This is a genomic window from Microcoleus sp. PH2017_05_CCC_O_A (assembly GCF_020738785.1).
Lineage (GTDB): Bacteria > Cyanobacteriota > Cyanobacteriia > Cyanobacteriales > Microcoleaceae > Microcoleus.
Genome location: NZ_JAEQCB010000183.1, coordinates 1 through 18,679, shown reverse-complemented (window position 1 = coordinate 18,679; position 18,679 = coordinate 1). Strand labels below are relative to the sequence as shown.

Annotated in this window: 14 protein-coding genes and 1 pseudogene; 12 read left to right on the top strand and 3 right to left on the bottom strand. The window is 46.7% G+C overall.

Annotated features, from left to right (window positions below):
• Window positions 1-203 precede the first annotated feature (203 nt).
• Entirely contained in the window at window positions 204-3,611 is a 3,408-nt protein-coding gene (locus JGK20_RS30005) for a PAS domain S-box protein (RefSeq protein WP_293179982.1), read from the bottom strand.
• 932 nt (window positions 3,612-4,543) lie between these two features.
• On the opposite strand from JGK20_RS30005, the gene JGK20_RS30000 reads away from it, so the two are divergent.
• The 7 genes from JGK20_RS30000 (at window position 4,544) to JGK20_RS29970 (ending at window position 11,054) form a co-directional block, all read left to right on the top strand.
• Entirely contained in the window at window positions 4,544-4,888 is a 345-nt protein-coding gene (locus JGK20_RS30000; protein WP_293179849.1) for a hypothetical protein, read from the top strand.
• Between the two features lie 226 nt (window positions 4,889-5,114).
• A complete protein-coding gene (locus JGK20_RS29995) occupies window positions 5,115-6,140 on the top strand; it encodes an ABC transporter permease (protein WP_293179846.1) in 1,026 nt (341 codons plus the stop codon).
• A 217-nt stretch (window positions 6,141-6,357) separates the two neighbouring features.
• A complete protein-coding gene (locus tag JGK20_RS29990) occupies window positions 6,358-6,828 on the top strand; it encodes a Uma2 family endonuclease (RefSeq protein ID WP_293179979.1) in 471 nt (156 codons plus the stop codon).
• A gap of 291 nt (window positions 6,829-7,119) precedes the next feature.
• Window positions 7,120-7,830, top strand: coding sequence for a hypothetical protein (locus JGK20_RS29985; RefSeq protein ID WP_293179843.1), 711 nt, complete (start codon window positions 7,120-7,122; stop codon window positions 7,828-7,830).
• A gap of 94 nt (window positions 7,831-7,924) precedes the next feature.
• Complete coding sequence (locus JGK20_RS29980; protein WP_293233204.1) at window positions 7,925-8,962, top strand: hypothetical protein; 1,038 nt, start codon at window positions 7,925-7,927, stop codon at window positions 8,960-8,962.
• A 364-nt stretch (window positions 8,963-9,326) separates the two neighbouring features.
• Window positions 9,327-10,100: an ABC transporter permease gene (locus JGK20_RS29975; protein WP_293179837.1), complete on the top strand. Its 774-nt coding sequence runs from the start codon at window positions 9,327-9,329 to the stop codon at window positions 10,098-10,100.
• A gap of 54 nt (window positions 10,101-10,154) precedes the next feature.
• Window positions 10,155-11,054 (top strand): ABC transporter ATP-binding protein, encoded by a 900-nt coding sequence (locus JGK20_RS29970; protein ID WP_293190935.1) that lies wholly within the window; start codon window positions 10,155-10,157, stop codon window positions 11,052-11,054.
• Window positions 11,055-11,178: 124 nt separating this feature from the next.
• Here the strand turns inward: JGK20_RS29970 and JGK20_RS29965 are convergent, their stop codons facing one another.
• Entirely contained in the window at window positions 11,179-12,243 is a 1,065-nt protein-coding gene (locus JGK20_RS29965; protein ID WP_293233202.1) for a TIGR03032 family protein, read from the bottom strand.
• Between the two features lie 279 nt (window positions 12,244-12,522).
• Here JGK20_RS29965 and JGK20_RS29960 point away from each other — a divergent pair, with 279 nt between their 5' ends.
• Both JGK20_RS29960 and JGK20_RS29955 read left to right on the top strand, forming a co-directional pair.
• Window positions 12,523-12,663, top strand: coding sequence for a hypothetical protein (locus tag JGK20_RS29960; protein WP_293179828.1), 141 nt, complete (start codon window positions 12,523-12,525; stop codon window positions 12,661-12,663).
• A gap of 12 nt (window positions 12,664-12,675) precedes the next feature.
• Complete coding sequence (locus tag JGK20_RS29955) at window positions 12,676-13,152, top strand: DUF4347 domain-containing protein (protein ID WP_293233200.1); 477 nt, start codon at window positions 12,676-12,678, stop codon at window positions 13,150-13,152.
• Here JGK20_RS29955 and JGK20_RS29950 read toward each other — a convergent pair.
• Window positions 13,136-13,258: a hypothetical protein gene (locus JGK20_RS29950; protein ID WP_293233198.1), complete on the bottom strand. Its 123-nt coding sequence runs from the start codon at window positions 13,256-13,258 to the stop codon at window positions 13,136-13,138. The two genes, JGK20_RS29955 and JGK20_RS29950, sit on opposite strands and share 17 nt — an antisense overlap.
• A gap of 49 nt (window positions 13,259-13,307) precedes the next feature.
• Here JGK20_RS29950 and JGK20_RS29945 point away from each other — a divergent pair, with 49 nt between their 5' ends.
• From JGK20_RS29945 to JGK20_RS29935, 3 genes and pseudogenes are all read left to right on the top strand, one after another.
• Window positions 13,308-15,977: an Ig-like domain-containing protein gene (locus JGK20_RS29945; protein WP_293233196.1), complete on the top strand. Its 2,670-nt coding sequence runs from the start codon at window positions 13,308-13,310 to the stop codon at window positions 15,975-15,977.
• Between the two features lie 148 nt (window positions 15,978-16,125).
• Window positions 16,126-16,335 (top strand): annotated as a pseudogene (locus tag JGK20_RS29940) (Ig-like domain-containing protein); the annotation flags it as partial.
• Between the two features lie 120 nt (window positions 16,336-16,455).
• Window positions 16,456-18,243 carry a calcium-binding protein gene (locus JGK20_RS29935; RefSeq protein WP_293233194.1) on the top strand — a complete coding sequence of 596 codons (1,788 nt, stop codon included), beginning with the start codon at window positions 16,456-16,458 and terminating at the stop codon, window positions 18,241-18,243.
• Window positions 18,244-18,679 lie beyond the last annotated feature (436 nt).

Here is an 18,679-nt window from a genome sequence, read left to right as displayed (position 1 = left end):
CAGTTGACAGTTGACAGTTGACAGTTTAAGAGCGACCTCTACCTAGAAGGAAGAGGATTGGAGTAATGAATAGTCGGATTTTAATTTCTCCCTCACTCGCTTTCTTGCTTTCAACCAATTCTTTCTGGTAATGGGGAATTGGTAATGGGGAATTGGTAATGACGAAGCAAAAAATGACCAATGACCAATGACCAATTACTTGTTTAAGTATTAATAGGTAAGCGGATGGTAAAAGTAGAACCAACACCGACTTGACTGTTTACTGAAATATTGCCACCCATCATGAGGCAAAAACGCTGGCTGATTGCTAGTCCCAAACCAGTGCCGCCGTATTTGCGCGTGGTAGAAGCGTCTGCTTGGATAAAGGGTTGGAAAATGTTCTGCAATTCCTCGGGATTCATGCCAATTCCTGTATCTGTACAATTAACTACTAAAAATTCTTTACTGGGATTTGAGGATGGAGAATTTACCGCAGGTTCCGAACTGTTTTGTGGTGTCGCTTCGCTGCTGTAGCCGGCGATTTGTTCTCGGCTGGCGCTGAGGGTAATTGTACCATTGTGAGTGAATTTGGCGGCATTGCTTAGCAAATTCAATAAAATCTGCCTCAGTTTGGTAATGTCACCGTGCATAGTGCCGATATTGCCTATTTGCTGTAAGTTTAAAGTGTTATGATTTTTCTCAATTAGTGGCGCGGCGGTGTCGGCGACTTCTTCAATTAAGGTGGCGATGTCGAAGGTTTCTAAGTAGAGATCCATGCGACCGGCTTCGATTTTAGAAATGTCGAGAATGTCGTTTATTAGCGATAGCAAGTGTCGGCCGGATGTGCGGATTTTGTCTAAGTCTGGGGTGAGTTCATTGTAGCCGGATTCTTCGGTTTCTTCTTGGAGCATTTCGCTGTAGCCGATGATGGCATTGAGGGGCGTCCGCAGTTCGTGGCTCATGTTTGCTAAAAATGCGCTTTTTGCGGTGGAGGCTGCTTCGGCTGCTTCTAGGGCGAGTTGCAAGGCGGATTCAAAGACTTTACGATCGCTAATATCCTCGACACTACCTTCATAGTAGATTACCTCACCGCGCGTGTCGCACACTGCACGGGCGCTTTCGGAAATCCAAATTATGCTGCCGTCAACGCGGTAAACTTCTGACTCAAACCCCGAAATTTGTCCAGATTCTTTCATCACTCGCATAAACTTCTCGCGTTGTTGAGGATTGACGTAAGTTTGCTGTCTGATGTTGGTGAGATTTGATGTCAATTCTTCGGGAGTGGCGTAGCCGTAGATGCGGGCTAAGGATGGATTTACGCTCAAGAAGCGACCTTCGGGGGTGGTTTGAAAAATGCCTTCGACTGCGTTTTCAAAGATGCTGCGGTATTTTTGTTCTGCTTGACGCAGGGCGTTTTGTGTCCGATCGCGATCGCTGGCTTCGATCGCCAATGATACCAAATCTGCGAGGGAAGCAGCAAAATTTTGTTCTTCTACTGTCCAGTGGCGAGCACTTCCCACCTGTTCGATACAGAGGACTCCAACTGTATGTCCTCCCAATCGCACCGGCGCATCCAATGTGGATGTGGTGCCGCCTTCTGCAAAGTAAGATGATACCAATTCTCTGGTTCTGATATCTGAGAGAGCGTCGTCGGCTGCGATCGTCCGGTCTTCTTCCAAAGCTTTAAAATAAGCTGGATAGTCTGGTGCTGCGAGTTCGGCACCTTGGGAATGCTCGCCGTTGCTGCGGTGAAATTGGTCTAGACATTGCAATTTAGATCGGCTTTCATCGTACAACCACGCTCCGGCTGCTTCTGCGTCTAGGGTATGAGCCGCCGCTTCGGTGATTTCTCTTAAAGCTACTTGCAAATCGCCTCGATATAGCGCTTTATTTCTTGCCAATTCTAGCAAAACCGTATTTTGTTTGAGCAATTGTTTTTGCCTCATCCGCCGCACTGATTCGGCTCGCTTCTGTTCGGTAATGTCGCGAGCCACCCAAATTACGGATTCTTCTGAAAGCGGCGAAATGCTGGCGGCAAAACAAATTTCGCGGTCGTTAATGGTTAAATCGTACTCGATGCTAACTGTTTGCTGACTATCTAAGGCTGCTCGAATGTGGTTGAGAAAATTGTCTGCTGTAGCTTGCGGGAACAGCTCTCCGATAGTTTTACCAACTAATTCTGCTGCTGGTTTGTAGAGCAGCGACATATTTGTGGGCGCGATTTTCAAATAGCGACCGGTGGCATCCACAACTACAATTAATTCGTTCATGGCTGCAAACAAAGCCCGCAATTCTGCTTCGGTGGCTTCGAGTTCGGCAGTCCGCTCTGCTACTCGCTGTTCTAAACTGGAGTTGGTTCGTTCTAGGGCTACAAAAGACGATCGCAATTGTCTGGCCATCTGGTTGAAAGACTGAGCCAGGACGCCGAGTTCATTGACGCCTTTGACTTCGACTTCGCCGTCTAATTCGGCGGAGGTGAAGTCGGCAGCTTCGGACATTTTTGTTAAAGCTTTGGAAGCTTCCAGCAATCGGGTAATTGGTGTGACAACCCAGCGAGATGTGAAAATTCCCAGGACGATCGCCAGTATGAAGGCAAAAAAGCACAATAAAATAGTTGTGCGAGTGTTGGCGTTAATTTGCTCCATAAAGTCTGCTTCCGGGATTGCTACGACAATCAGCCAATCGAGACCGCGGCCGTCTCGCAGGGGAGCGACCGTAATGAATTGACGTTTGCCTTTTATATCGAAGCTAAACTGTCCTTGGCTGTCAATTTCTTCAAAACTGCCAAATCGTGTTTGCAAGTATGTGGAAGCCGATCGAATTAGCAAATTTTTGCTCTGTGTTGCCAACAGCCGTTTTTGTCCTTTGTTGTCAGTGATAAACGGCAATTCATCTGTGGAACTGGCGACTATTTCCCCGCTGCGCTCGATCGCAAAAACTTCTCCTGACGGGCTAATTTTGATACTTTTGAGAAAATCGCTGATTTGAGAAAGAGTCAGGTCAATTGCCAATACCCCCCGCAGTTTTCCTGTTTCAGTGTAAATAGGCATCACCGGCGTAATGCCGAGAACTGGCGAGGCAGTGAAGACGTAGATCGGAGACCAGGTGGCTTTTTCTGCCTGTTTGGCAGCTTGATACCACGGTCTAGTACGGGGGTCGTAGGGGGCGGTTTTGATTAGCTCAGTGCGGTTTCCTTTGCTGTCGAGGCGATAAATTTGGCGGTTGGGAGCAGTTGATTCGTCTCTGATGTATACTAATTCATCTGCTTCGCGTTTGAGCAAGAGGAATTTGCCCTGTTCGTCGCCGTAGTAGATGGTTGTAGTGCGATCGCTCAGCTTGGTCTGATTCCAAAAAAAGCGCTCTAAGTTGGGGAAGTCATCAGGGTCTAGGTTTCCAGAGGCGATCGCAGCATTATTCATTTGCAGGAACAGGTGAGACACCTCTCCAAAACTGCGGAAATTTTCTTTAGTCCTCGCTGCGACTTCCAAGCTCAACCTGGTAGCAAGGTCATTGACGGCTTTCTGGCCGTTGCGAAAAGACAGCCATCCAGTGACGCCGACTGCTACGGAGATTTGCACCACCAGCGGCATCAGCAAGACGAGGCTCAGTGACATCTTGGGCGAGCTTTTCATCAGACGACGGCTCAGAGTTTTCAATAACATCAATATTATTCTGACACCTACGAGTTCTCAAAAAGGTGAGGTATGACTGACAGGTTATATAACCACTGAAACCAAGAGGGCTGAAGCCCAACAACGTACCTCATCTTTGTGAGAACCGCTATACAAAGTCCCACAGCAATATTGAATTGGGGTAGCCGCCCGGTCAAAACTTCGCTGAGGTTTCAAGCACTACTGTAAAAAAATTGTAATATTAATCATGGTACTACTTTCCTGAATCTGGCGATCGCGATCGAGAACTCCAAGGGAGCATCTCTGTTTTGCATTTAATAGTGCTGTCGGGAGCTCGCGTATCGTATAATACGCGAGCTATACGAGTTCGCACTATAAAAAAATTCTTTTTACAAAAATGAGATGCTCCCGAACTCCAGCCCCAAAACTCACACCAGGTCAAAAAAGCATACAACTCCTTAATTCATCAGTCATTCCCAATTCTAAAATCTTTAATCTAAAATCGGATCGCTTTCTCCAGGTGCAGGTGGCCCGCGTTACCCCTGCTCAATCAAAATCAGATTAGAATTTTCAATGGCTGGGGGATGTCAAAAATGTAAGTTATTTGACACCAGACTGTTAAAAAATTTGCTATTCATAGAATAAGCGGGCAAAAGCGCGATCGCACGCCAAGACTGTAATTAAAGGATCTTGTGGTGCATCGAGGGCAGCAACGTCACTCGATTTTAGATTTTAGATTTTAGATTTTAGATTTACTCGCCTCGATCGAGGAGGTTGAACAGGAGTCTAAAATTTTGGGTGCGACCTCCATGAGCCTCGGCCATGTGTACCTATTTTTGCGTAATGTCAAGTGTTTTTGGCTTTTGTGGACAATGGCTTACGCCCCGCTACGCGATCGACCTTTGAGCAAAATAATACTTCGGGAGGATAACATGAGCTATACATTTGAAATCCTGGGCGTATCTCCAACTTTAACGTTTTTTAACCAGCAGCAGGAATTACTGCAACAACAGCAGCCGTCAGGTGTAGAATACTTGGGAAACCGAAAGTGTACTCTCGATTCTTTTGTAGCATCGGTAGAGATAATTTCTCCCTATCGCGGCTGGGATGTCGATCGAGTTGTAAATACCGTGATTAGTTTCTGGATGAACAACTCGGATAGCATCCAGTATTGGAAGGATAGATTGCAGGATGCCGGCAGCGAAAACTTGTTAGTAGCCAGAGTAGGCGATATCAAGTCTTTGCAAGCTGCATTTGAATCGCTACTGGGCGAATAGGAAGGAAGCATCTCATTTTCGTAAAAAGCCTTTTTTTGTTTGAGTGCGATCGTCCCTGCTCTCTTATACAATACGCGAGCGGGGACAGCAATAATATAAAAGCACCATGCAGATGCTCGCAATCGGAAAATCTGGAATTGGCAAAAAGTCGATCGACAATCACTAAAATCAAATCCCAATTCCCAATTCCCAATTCCCAATTCCCAATTCCCAATTCCCAATTCCTATGTCTCGTTCAAAAGCCCTGCAATCTTATATTTTTGTCCGCTTGCTACTCGCACCCCTAATGTTGTGGACAATCACCACAGCAGTATTTTTGTTACTCCGGGCCACTCCGGGCGACCCCATAGATGCCATTCTCGGCTCGCGAGCACCCGCCGCCGCCAAAGCAGCAATGCGAACCCAACTAGGCCTCGACGCACCCCTGTGGGAGCAATATCTAAAATACATGAAAGACTTGCTGGGCTTCGACTTGGGAACCTCCATCACCACTCGCGGCCAAACCGTCTGGCAAATTATCGGAGACTATTTCCCCGCGACAGTCGAATTAGCAGTTTGTAGCATGGCCATAGCTTTAATTGTCGGCATCAGTATCGGTTCCCTGGCGGCATCCCGCCCCAACACTATTTTCGATGCAGCAGGCCGTTTGTTTGGGATTATTACTTACTCGCTGCCGGCTTTTTGGGCTGGCATGGTTTTGCAGTTGATTTTCGCCGTACAGTTGGGCTGGTTTCCGTTGGGAACTCGGTTTCCGGTAACATTCCCAGCTCCCCAAGGCTACACGGGACTGTACACTGTAGACAGTCTCTTGAGCGCTAACCCCGGTCAGTTTTTCACAAGTTTGCATTATTTGGCACTCCCGAGTTTGACGCTGGGCATTCTTTTGAGTGGCATTTTTGAGCGAATTGTCAGGGTGAATCTGAAGCAAACTTTGCAAGCAGATTATGTTGAAGCAGCTAGAGCTCGCGGAATTCCTGAATTGCAAATTTTATGGGCTCACGCTCTCAAAAATGCGCTGATTCCGGTAATTACTGTCTTGGGACTGACTTTTGCTGCACTGTTGGGTGGTGCTATTTTAACTGAGGTTACTTTTTCTTGGCCGGGGCTGGCAAATCGTCTTTATGAAGCGATTAGCTTGCGAGATTATCCAACTGTTCAAGGTATTGTGGTGTTTTTTGCGGGAATTGTAGTAATTGCTAGTATTGTAATTGATATTTTAAATGCTTACATTGACCCGCGAATTAGATACTAAATGAAGGAAGAGTTGACAGTTGACAGTTGACAGTTGACAGTTGACAGTTGACAGTTGACAGTTGACAAAAAAAAGAATAAAGAATGAAGATTTTCGCCCTCTCCCCCTCTCCCAATCTCCCACTCCCCGGCTATCTGCTCCTTTGATATGCGTGGAAGATTATTAGGTACGATCGACTAAAATATTAAACTCACAATAAGTAAAATTAGTTGCAGGACTGATTGTCAAAAAAATGAAAATACAGGGAACCGATTATGCTACAGCGATTGTACTTATTCAGAAGTTGCTGGAAAAGCTGTTAGGAGATGAGGTTTTAGTGCGGGTGGAGCTACCAATTCAGTTAGGCGATGCCCAAGCAAAACCGTCGATCGCAGTTGTGATGCCAGACGCCCTGCGCTATACTGACCGCCATCCCATCGCCTCGGAGATATATCTGCTGATCGAAATAGTCGATGGTACGCTTCAAAATGACTGCGAGACTCAAGGAGATATCTATGCTGCATCGCAGATTGACGATTTTTGGGTGCTAGATATCCACCAACGCCAGCTTCATGTATTTCGAGAACCCTCAGACGACGGGTACCGGAGTCAAATGATTTTGTCAGAGGATTCGACTGTGGCGCTCTCAGCTTTTTCTAAGTGTACTTTCTGCGTGCGCGAGATGTTGCAGGCAGTGGCGGCTCTCTAGGAGGATTTGTAAACAGTTGACAGTTGACAGTTGACAGTTGACAGTTGACAGTTGACAGTTGACAGTTGACAGTTGACAGTTGACAGTTGACAGTTGACAGTTGGAGAGCTACCTCTACCCAGAAGTCTGAGTATTGGAGTAATGAATACTCTGATTTTAATGTCTCCCTCGAAGGCGGGCGGGCTTTCAACCAATTCTTTCTGGTAAAAAAGATCGGCTTTCAGAATGAGGACACTTGGCAGTTTATAAGGCATAGTGGATCCAATAAATATAACATTTGAGGAAGTGCTGATGAGATTATTGCGCCTCGCAGCCGCTCTATCGGCTGCCTTGACTCCATTGATGGCACAAGTCGCCTTTAGCCGTCCCATGCCCGGAACGGGCCAGTTTCCCAGGGCCTCAAACCCGCGAGTAGATGTGCCGGTTTGCTTCATCGAAACCCCAAGCGGTACAACTTTTGATTTAGTCAGCTTGTGCGGCACCAACGCTGCTCCCCAAAAAACGGCTCCCGCAGCCGACAACCCAGCCAATGCTCCTGGAAATAACCCCAACGCAGCTAATCCAGCAGCCCCCCGCAACCCCAATAGCGTCACCAGAGATGCTGCCGGCGCCCCGATAACTACTCCTGCTGGTACCGCAAATCCCGCAAATCCCGCAAATCCCGCAAATCCGGGAACTGCACCGAATACTAATCCCAACAACAACGCCAATCCGGGAACTTCGCCGAATACTAATCCCAACAACAATGCCAATCCGGGAACTTCACCGAATACTAATCAGCAGAATAATCTGAATCCAGGAAGTTCGCCGAATACAATTCCCAACAATAATGCCAATCCGGGAACTTCGCCGAATACCAATCAGCAGAATAATTTCAATCCGGGAACTTCGCCGAATACTAATCAACAGAATAATTTCAATCCGGGAACTTCGCCGAATACCAATCCCAGCAACAATGTGTCTCCCAACAGTACCACGGGCAACGGCACGGGTAGTTTTTGAAGGACGATCGCCCGATAAGTTAAGCTAAGACTGGAAGTAGCGATTCCCTACCCTTTGGGATAGCTTCGATCGCGCGTAGTTGAGGAGACCAACTGTGTCAAACTTAGTTCAACGCTTAGAAATAACTGCTCATCCGCAACTCGAAAAATCCCTCGGCTATCGAGGAGACAGTCGCTGGGTAGCTTGGCGGTGGGAACCCGACATCGACCAACTTATTTTCAGCGGCGGCAAAATAGTCGGAACTGGCAATAACATGGCTTGGCTGGTATTTTTGCAGCACGATTTAGTTCAGCCTGCGCTACAAGAGTACAACTTCGGCGAGGGCGATCGCTACTGGCTGCTGTTAGACACCGAAACTCGAAATCTCTACGTTGGGGAAGGGAAAGCAGTTCAAAGTCTGCTCGAACAGCCGGAAAGTTTAGCTTTGTTAGCTTGTCTAGATGGCGGCAATGCCGGAAAAACTGCTGAAACTTGGCAGCAAACCCGAGCCCAAGTAACTGCAACAACCGCCTTTCGCCACCTCACAAACGTCATTCCTTTCGGAATTGCCGCTGCTTTAATAGGTGCTTTAGGAGTTGGAACCGGTTGGTGGGTAGTCCCGACGGTGCAGCAGAAACTCGCCGAAAAAACAACTTTTACTTCCCCCATTAGTTCGGCCGCCAACTGCGGGATTGGCGGTTCCGACGATTTTTCAGCCTATGTTGGTTCGTCAACCGGAGATAAAGAACTTCATTTGATTGGTGTTTACGAAGCTAATGCCGAACACGGGAAGGCAAATTTGTCGAAAAGTGCTATCCAAGTCAAAGTAGAACGCCGCAACAAGCCAATAATACTTGCACTTTCGGCCTACGAACCAGTCAACTGGAACGTGACTGTAGAACCCGGAGCAGTTATCGAGAAAATCATTGTTAACGGATACAACAACCAAACAGTTTCAGGAGTTTCGGGAATTCCGATACAAGTGCACAGCTACGAAGCAACCGGAAACTACATCGGCGACTTTATTTACAAGTGGGGTACAAATCCTGAAAGTAATACTCCCTCCCTCGTGACTAAACTCGAACAGACAAACCGTACAAGTTTAACTTCTTTTCAAGGATGTTACAGAGGTACGAACTTTAGTATTAAATGAGCGCAGCGACAGACACCGAAAATTTAAAACCTAGTCTGGTCAAATCACAAAACCCGCGCGGGCGGGTTTTTTATTGAAATTTAACATTCTTAGTATTTCTATGGTATAATATGCCGTGGCGTTATTATCAATAATCATATAATTTCCGGTAAATTCAATGCCATCAAGAAGGTTTGATCGTTCGGAATGCGAGTCCTCGGATTGATGCGGACTAAATTCCTCACTACGAACCAATTTGATCGTTCGGAATGCGAGTCCTCGGATTGATGCGGACTAAAGTCCTCACTACGAACCAATTTGATTGTGTTGATTCTTTTCGGACTTGATGTCAATTTCCAATTCTTACAATGCTAACACAATCCCTATGAAATACTGGTATGAAACCCTCGCAGTAGCGCAGCGAATTTTAATTGAATTGGGAAGGCGGCGGCGCAGCTTAGTCTTGTGGAGTATTTTTCCAATTTCTATCTTGCTAATCAATGGTTTAATTTTAAAAGAACGCGCCAATCTCACCACAGCCAAAGCCTTTGAAAGTGCTGCACCTGCAAGTTTAGTAGGAGCCGCTTTATTTTTTAGCTGTCTCGGCGGCAGTGTAGCCACGGTAGTCTCAGAGCGAGAACAGCATACTCTCAAGCGCTTATTTGTTTCCCCCCTGAGTGGCACTTCCTACTTTTTAGGAATTTTTCTGGCTCACAGTGCGATCGGCATCGGTCAGGTACTTTTAGTATACACGATAGCAGCGTGTTTGGGAGCACAATTTCAAGGATCTATTCTGTTAGGATGCGCGATTATTCTACTCAGCATTGTATCCTACGTAGGAGTTGGCTTTATTCTGGGGACGCAGTTTGCGAGGCGCACAGAAGATGTCAACTCGCTAGTAGCCGCTTTCGGCGTTCCTTTGTTGATTTTAGGAGGTGCATTTTTGCCAACTGCGCTGTTCCCCAAAACCCTGCTGGATCTCGCCCAGTACAATCCGATTTATCATATGAACGAAGCGCTGATAGGCGTGTGGGCTAACGGCAAAGATTTTGCGGATATTGAATCGCACTTCTGGTTTTTATTCATATTTGCTATTTCGATGATCGCAGGCGGATGGCTGTCATATCGGCGGATGTTAAGAGTAGAAAGAAGACTTTAAATAAATCAGGGAATTCAAAGATAATTTAGAGAAAAAACTAGGAGATTTTAAGCAGTGCTGCAAATAGAAAAGCTAAATAAGGCTTACGGCGAACGTTCAGTGCTTAACGATTTAACACTGCACATTCAAGCTGGCGAAATTTACGGTTTGCTGGGGCCAAATGGGGCGGGCAAAACTACAACTATCAATATTTTATGCAATTTGCTAAATGCTGACAGCGGTAAGGTTTTCATCAATGGCGAACCTGTTTCGGAAGCTACTAAACTGTTAATCGGTGTAGCGCCTCAAGAAAATTTGCTTTACAAAAGCCTTAGCTGTGCAGAAAACCTCAATTTTTTTGCTCAAATTTATGGTTTAGAGCGCCAACAGCGCCGATATCAAGTAGAACAATGCTTAAAAGCAGTAAATTTGATAGATAGAGCTCAAAGTCCGGTGGAAACTTTGAGCGGAGGAATGCAGCGCCGTTTGAATATTGCGGTGGCTTTGGTTCACCAGCCTAAATTAGTAATTTTAGATGAACCGACAACTGGTTTAGATATTGAGGCTCGTTATGAAATTTGGGAGTTGATTCAGCGTTTGCAATCGGAAGGAATTACGATTTTGCTAACAACTCATTTGTTGGATGAAGCTGAGCGTTTGTGTCAGAGAATTGGGATTTTAAAGAATGGTAGTATTGTGGCTGAGGGCAGTTTGGAGGAGTTGCAAAAACTAATTCCGGCTCAGGAAATTATTGTGGTTAAAACCGACGCAGAAGCTGAAGTCATCGCCCGCGCAGCAGAATACAGTTTTATTCCCCGCCGCTACGGTAGCGATTTGGCTTTTTGGCTGCCGGAACGTTTGGAATTAAAGGATATTATTTTGCGTTTTGATGGGATTTCTATTGATTCAATAGCTCGCTATCCGGTGCGGTTAGAACATATTTATGTAGAGGTTACAAAACAAACTCTATCTTAACATTTCTGACCCTCGCGCACAATCCAAGAAACCGGGTTTTTACGATTTTTACCGACAGTAACGAAGTATTCTCGCAAAAACCCGGTTTCTAGCTACCCGTGCGTCCATCCGCCACCATCAGCGGTTAAAGTTCCAAAGTAATTAACTGAGCAATTTCTTCCGTTTGAAAACCCAAAGCCATTGGCTTTTGCACTCCCGGAATCACCTGCACATCATAAAGTTCCGTGACAATCCCTTCAAACCGCAACCAATGTACGATCGCACCAGTAGTCAAATCTATCACCATCATACCGCAGCGAGCCTCAGCATCTTTGGCTACCAACAACTCATCCAACTCTAAACCGCTAAAAGTATTGTCACCACCCCTCGGTTTCGACAATCCAACAATCGCCCAATTTTGCCAAAAAGCCAATCCTCGGACATATGCCGGACAAAATGCGATCGCCTGAAATTTCCCTGTCTCTAAATCGACATAACCAAATTCTCCTCTCCCCGAATTCAGCAACCACAACTTATCTCGATACCAGCGAGGTGAATGCGGCATCGACAATCCCGTAGCGATGATATCATTAGATGCGACATCAATCACTATGCCGCCATTTTTTCTGCGATCGCGCCAACCATCCACCACATCCGACTGACTCGACGCTGTGACATATTTTGCCTCTCCATCCACCATTGCCAAACCGTTGAGGTGACAGCGGTCTTCGTTGATGTATTGTGAGATAAACGGCGGTTTCCACAAAGGTTTGCAACTGTGGCGATCGCTCAAAGTAGCGATACAATTAAACAACGTGCTAATAAACAGGATTTGGTTATTTTTATCGACAGCGATATCGTGAATGTCGATATCTCCTGTGGTGTGGGCGATGCGCGGTATGTAAAGGCGATCGTAACCTTGATGTTGTCCGCCCGCAGCCAGCACATTATCTAATTGCCAGAGTTGATATTTTGAGCTTAGGTAGAGGCGTTCCGGCGTGCAGAAAAGTCCCATTGCGCGATCGAATATTCGCCAAAAAGCCGAGATTCTGTTGGTTTCTGGCGCGGCACCGATTAACATCAACCTGCTGGTTTGATAGGTAGTACAAGCGAGGCTGATTTGTTGTTCGGTTAACCAAGATGGCAAATCGCGATCGCCAAAAATATCGTGTTCGTGGACTGTATTGAAAGTGGCTCGTTCGTTATTCATAGAATTTAGAGGCATATAGCGGATCTAGCTCTCATATTCGCGGACGTTGTTGGGATGCGAGCCCTCTTTGTCTGGGAGGTTATGTAAGCTGTCATTCATACCTCATCTTTTTGAGAAAGGCTATATCTTTTTTATATATCCCAAATGTAAGGGCGGGTTTTACGCTCCAATAATTGGCTAAAACCCACAATCTCATAAACCCGCCCCACTTCTTAAATTTTTATGATTTATGTAAAATTACTTATAAAATAAAGATTTGGTAAATGAGAAGCTAAGCCATTGATTCTCGAAGAGAACCTTGCTAAATTCCTAGTAGTTAAAAATCTAGCGTTTCGTCTGCTAGCAGGTAGAATTGCCGCAGATAAAAAATTAAATTTGGCGATCGAGCTAGACCAAGTTAACAACAACTTATTCTACTAGAACGAAAAGCAGATGAAAACTCTAGTTCAAATTAACCCCAATAAAAAAAACTCTTTGATTGGTTCCTTTCGCAACCAACCAAGGGAAATCGTCATCATTGACCCCACAATACCCGACAGCCACTACCTAATCCAGGGCATCAAACCAGATACAGCTACCTACATCCTCAAAAATAAGACCGATGCGATCGAGCAAATCACCACATTCCTAGCTCAGCACACAGGTATCAAAGCCCTACACATCATCACCCACGGCGGTTCCGGCAAGATTTACTTAGGCACGACAGAACTCAACGGCAACAACATCGAAAACTACAGCCAACAGTTGCAACAGTGGCGAAACGCCCTGATAGCTAACGCAGACATCTTATTATATGGGTGTGAAATAGGCAAAGGAGAAGCTGGCAAAAATTTCGTCAAGCGATTGAGTGAAATCATTGAGGTAAAGCATTTAACTTCAACACCTTCAGTGCTTACAGCCACATACTAGCCACCGCCAATCCCGACAACAAAGCCATTCCCGTCAACTCGTCGGCAGTTAGCATCGACGTACTTGCCAACGACACAGGTAGCGGACGCCTCTCTGTACAAAGCATTGTCACCGCCCCTACTAACGGCACAGCTATTACTAACCACTGGATTTATGTGAGTGGCCTTTTCACCAATATCGGTGGCATTGCACGCAACTATGTTGCTCGATTGAATAGCGATGGGACAGTAGATCCCATCTTCAACCCGAATCCAGATAGTGCGGTCAATGCGATCGCCATTGACAGTAGTGGCAACCCCTATTTGGGTGGCAATTTCATCACCATCAACGGACAAACCCGCTACTGTATCGTCAAATTAAACCCCACAACTGGTGCTACAGATGCCACCTTCAACCCTAATGCGAATAGTAGTGTCAATGCGATCGCCTTTGACAGCAGTGGCAACCTCATAGTGGGTGGCTTTTTCACCAACATCGGAGGACAAGCCCGCAACAGAATCGCCAAATTAAACCCCATAACTGGTGCTGCCGATCCCACCTTCAACCCGAACGCTGATAGTAATATCGAAGCGATCGTCCTTGACAGTAGTGGCAACCCCATCGTGGCCGGCACTTTCACCAGTATCGGCGGACAAAGCCGCAACTATATCGCCAAATTAAACCCCACAACTGGTGCTACCGATGCCACCTTCAACCCAAATCCGAATGGTGGGGTCTGGGCCGTCGCCGTTGACAACAGTGGCAACCCTTATGTACATGGCGATTTCACCACCATCGGTGGACTTTCCCGCAATTATATCGCCAAATTAAACCCCATAACTGGTGTCGCCGATGCCACCTTCAACCCAAATCCGGATAATTATATCTATGAGATCGCCGTTGACAGCAGTGGCAACCTCATAGTGGGCGGCTTTTTCACCAACATCAGCGGACAAGCCCGCAATTATATCGCCAAATTAGACCCCACAACTGGTGCTGCTGATGCCACCTTCAACCCAAACACGAATGGTCCTATTAATGCGATCGCTTTTGACAGCAGTGGCAACCTCATAGTAGGAGGCGCTTTCACCACCCTCGGCGGGCAAACCCGCAACAGAATCGCCAAATTAAACCCCACAACTGGTGCCGCTGATGCCACTTTCAACCCAAATCCGAATAATAACCAGGTCGATCGGATCGCGATCGACCAAGGGCGCAACATCCTCTACACCCCCAACGCCAACTTCAACGGCGTAGACACCTTTCAATACACTGCCACCGACGGCATCATCTCCACCCCCACCACCGTCACCGGCACACCCACCCTCAACGCCCAAAACCAAAACGACAGCGCCAGTACAGGCACATTAATCTCCACCATCATCGCCAACCTCGGCGGCACAAAAATCACCGATCCCAACGCCAGCGCATCCCAAGGCATCGCCATCACTGCATTAGACACCGCTAACGGCACTTGGCAATACACCACCAATGGCACAACCTGGACAAACACCCCAGCCGTTTCTGCCACCAACGCCTTACTATTAGCTAGTGATGCCAACACCAAAATCCGGTTTGTGCCCAATGCAGGTTACAGCGGCACTGTCACCAACGCCATTACCTTTGCCGCCTGGGATCGAATTACCGGCACAAATGGCACTACCGCTAACTACACCACCGATCGAACCAATAACACAACATCCAGCGTTTTTAGCACAGCTACCGAAACCGCCAACATCACAGTTAACTCCTTCCCCACGATTACCAGCGTCAGTGCAGCCACCCCAGACGGGACTTACGGCATCGGCACAAACATCGGCATCACTGTTAACTTCTCTGAAATCGTCAACGTCACGGGTACGCCGCAACTTAGCTTAGCAGGTGCAACACCCGTCGCCAGTTACCTCTCAGGCACCGGTACTAACACCTTGACATTCCGGTACACAGTAGCAGCAGGCGATCGCAGCGCCGACTTAGACTATCTTTCCACAACTGCTTTATCTTTAAGCGGCGGTACTATTAAGAATGCTGCCACTTTTGATGCCAGCTTAACATTACCAGCACCCGCTGCTGCTAACTCTTTGGGTGCTAATAAAGCAATAGTAATAGATGGAATTGTGCCAACTGTTACCAGCGTCACCTCTACCACCGCCAACGGCAGTTACAACACAACTAGCAACATCAACGTCACCGTCAATTTCAGCGAAGCAGTTACTTTAGCAGGCGGTAACATGACAGTCAACCTAGATACAGGCGGCACTGTCACAATTGCACCTTTTACCGGCACATCTGCTGTCGGCACTTATACTCCAGCCACCGGACAAAACAGCACGGATCTCAACTCAACTGGCATAACTTTAGCAACTGGTGCAACCTTAAGAGATTCTGCGAGCAATAATGCAACATTAACTATTCCTGCGGGGCAGTCTTTAGCTGATAGCAAAGCCATAATTGTAGACACACTTGTACCAAATGTCACCTTAACATCAACTTCACCAACCACCACAAACGCACCATTTTTAGTCACAGCAACATTCAGCGAAAGCGTCACAGGATTTATCGCCAGTGACGTGAATCTGACTAACAGTACGATTAGCAATTTCACAGGTAGTGGCACAACCTATACTTTCACCGTTACACCGAATGCTAACGGCGCTGTCACAGTTGATGTCCCGGCAGCTAGAGCGATTGATACCGCGGGTAATAACAATACCGCTGCGGCTCAATTAACTCGCACTGCCGATACTCTTGCACCAACAGTAGCCCTAACATCCGCATCACCAACCACCACAAACGCACCGTTTTTAGTCACAGCAACATTCAGCGAAACCGTACAGTACAATTAGCAACTTCACAGGTAGCGGCACAACTTATACTTTTACAGTCACACCGAATGCTACTGGTAATGTCACCGTTGATGTCCCTGCTGCTACAGCCACAGATACAGCAGGTAATAACAATACCGCAGCCACTCAACTTACCCGCACTGCCGATATTACCGCGCCCACAGTTGCTTTAACATCAACATCACCAACCACAGTAACTGGTTTATTTACCGTCACAGCCACCTTCAGTGAAAATGTCATCGGCTTTGATACTACTGATATCACCGTAGCCAATGCTGCTGTCGGAAACTTTGTCATAGTTGATGCCAAAACTTACACTTTTGATGTCACACCTACTGCTACTGGTAATGTCACAGTTGATATTCCCACAGCTAAAGCCACAGATGCTGCGGGTAACAATAACACCGCAGCCACTCAACTCACTCGCACTGCTAATATCACGATCCCGATTATTGATGTCATCCCACCTACGGCTAACTTGGCACCAATTTCTAACATTACTACAGCAGGTGGTACAAGTCAGACATTGACAGTTACTTTCAGTGATATCAGTGGAGTTGATGTTAGCAGTTTAGAAAATTCTGATGTTGTTGTAAATTGGTCAGGCGGTGCTATTTCTGCTAGATTTATTAGTGTTAATACTAATAGCAATGGTACACCCCGCACAGCGACATATTCGTTTACTCCCCCAGGCGGAAGTTGGGATAATACTGATAATGCTACTTACACAGTTAATTTGCAAGCATCGCAGGTGAAGGATGTTGTTGGCAATTTATCTGCTGCTAGCGGTTTAGGTAATTTTAGTGTGAATATTACCGCACCAACTCCTGTCACCACACCAACTCCTGTCACCACACCAACTCCTGTCACCACACCAACTCCTGTCACCACACCAACTCCTGTCACCACACCAACTCCTGTCACCACACCAACGCCTTTCTCGCCGACTCCGACGCCCGAGGTAAGTCCAACTCCGACGCCTTTCTCGCCAACTCCAACTCCAACACCGACGCCCCCGCCATCGGAAACTCCGACAGCGACACCGACGCCGACACCATCGCTAACTCCGACACCGACACCAACACCTGCGGTAACGCCAACACCTGCGGTAACCGAAACACCTGCACCAATACCGACACCAACACCTGCGGTAACGCCAACACCTGCGGTAACGCCAACACCTGCGGTAACGCCGACACCAACGCCAGCGGAAACACTGACACCCGCACCAACGCCGACACCATCGCTAACTCCGACACCGACACCGACACCAACACCTGCGGTAACGCCAACACCCGCAGCGACGCCCGAGGTAACACCAACACCCGAATTAACGCCAACACCAATAACTAACAACATCCCCAACGATGACTGCATCTGCGATGAAATTGACTATCCCAACTTAAACCAACCAAATACAGTTGAAAACACCATACTCGGTATATCCGGCATTCAAATAGGCACTGCCCAAAACGATGAATTTCTTGGCAGCAACAACGGCAATATATTCGATGCTAAATCTGGGAATGACAACTTATATGGTGGCGAGAGTCGTGACATATTCAACGGCAATAAAGGCAATGACTTTATCAGCGGTGGCAAAGGTGACGACATCTTATTTGGAGATGAAAATAATGACATCATCCTGGGCGATGCTGGCAACGATTTAATCTTCGGAGGTAAAGGCAATGACTCCATCAATGGTCGCGAAGGTGATGACATCGTTTATGGTAACAGAAATGATGATTTCATTGATGGTGGTAAGGGTAATGACACCTTATTTGGAGGCAAAGGGAATGACATAATCTTTGGTAGTGAAGGTGAGGATTCGCTGTTTGGAAGTCAAGGTGATGATACCATTTGCGGCGGGGCTGGCGATGATTTTATCAGCGGTAACGAACAAGCAGATATTCTGGGAGGGTGTGAAGGAAATGATACTATTTATGGAGGGGAAGATAACGATACTCTAACTGGTTGTCAGGGCGACGACATTCTTTATGGAGACTTGGGTAATGATAGTTTGACTGGTGGTATTGGGAATGATATTTTTGTCTTAGAAGCCGATCGCGGATTTGACATAATCGCTGATTTTACCGTGGGTCAAGATTTAATTGGATTAAGCGGAGGTTTGAGCTTTAATCAGTTAGCAATAACTCAAAATATTCAGGGAGTTCTCATCAAAAATATCTTGACGGGGGAGGAGTTAGGTGTGATGATTGGAGTGACTGCTAATGCGATTACATCCGTGAATTTCCGCCAGATTTAGGGAAGTGATTTACCGTTGGGTGGGGGCGGGTTTTTGAGATTATTGGTTGAGTGGCAATTATTGTTGGTGAACCCGCCCCTTGTATCTTAAAAGAGTGAGTCAGTCGATCGCCACGTCATTGATTCCATCGTACCGATAAGTGGGCGATCGAGCCGATAAGTGGGCGATCGTACCGACAAGCAAAACGAATCTAAAGAAACAAGGAAAGTTTTGTAAAAAAGGTTCTGTAACAGGCGAAAGTGCTAGCTAGGGCTTGCTGAATAAGCCTAAAACCCTTACCTGAAAAAACTTTGACTCGCGATCGGCACTGACAATGTGTTAGACTATGAGGTAAAATTACAGGGCTATTTCATTCTAAACAGCTTCTTCAAAACGTCTAGACCATAGCCAGCGAGCCGTTGTGCCTGTGCCATATTTGTTTCTCCAGCTTCTCGAT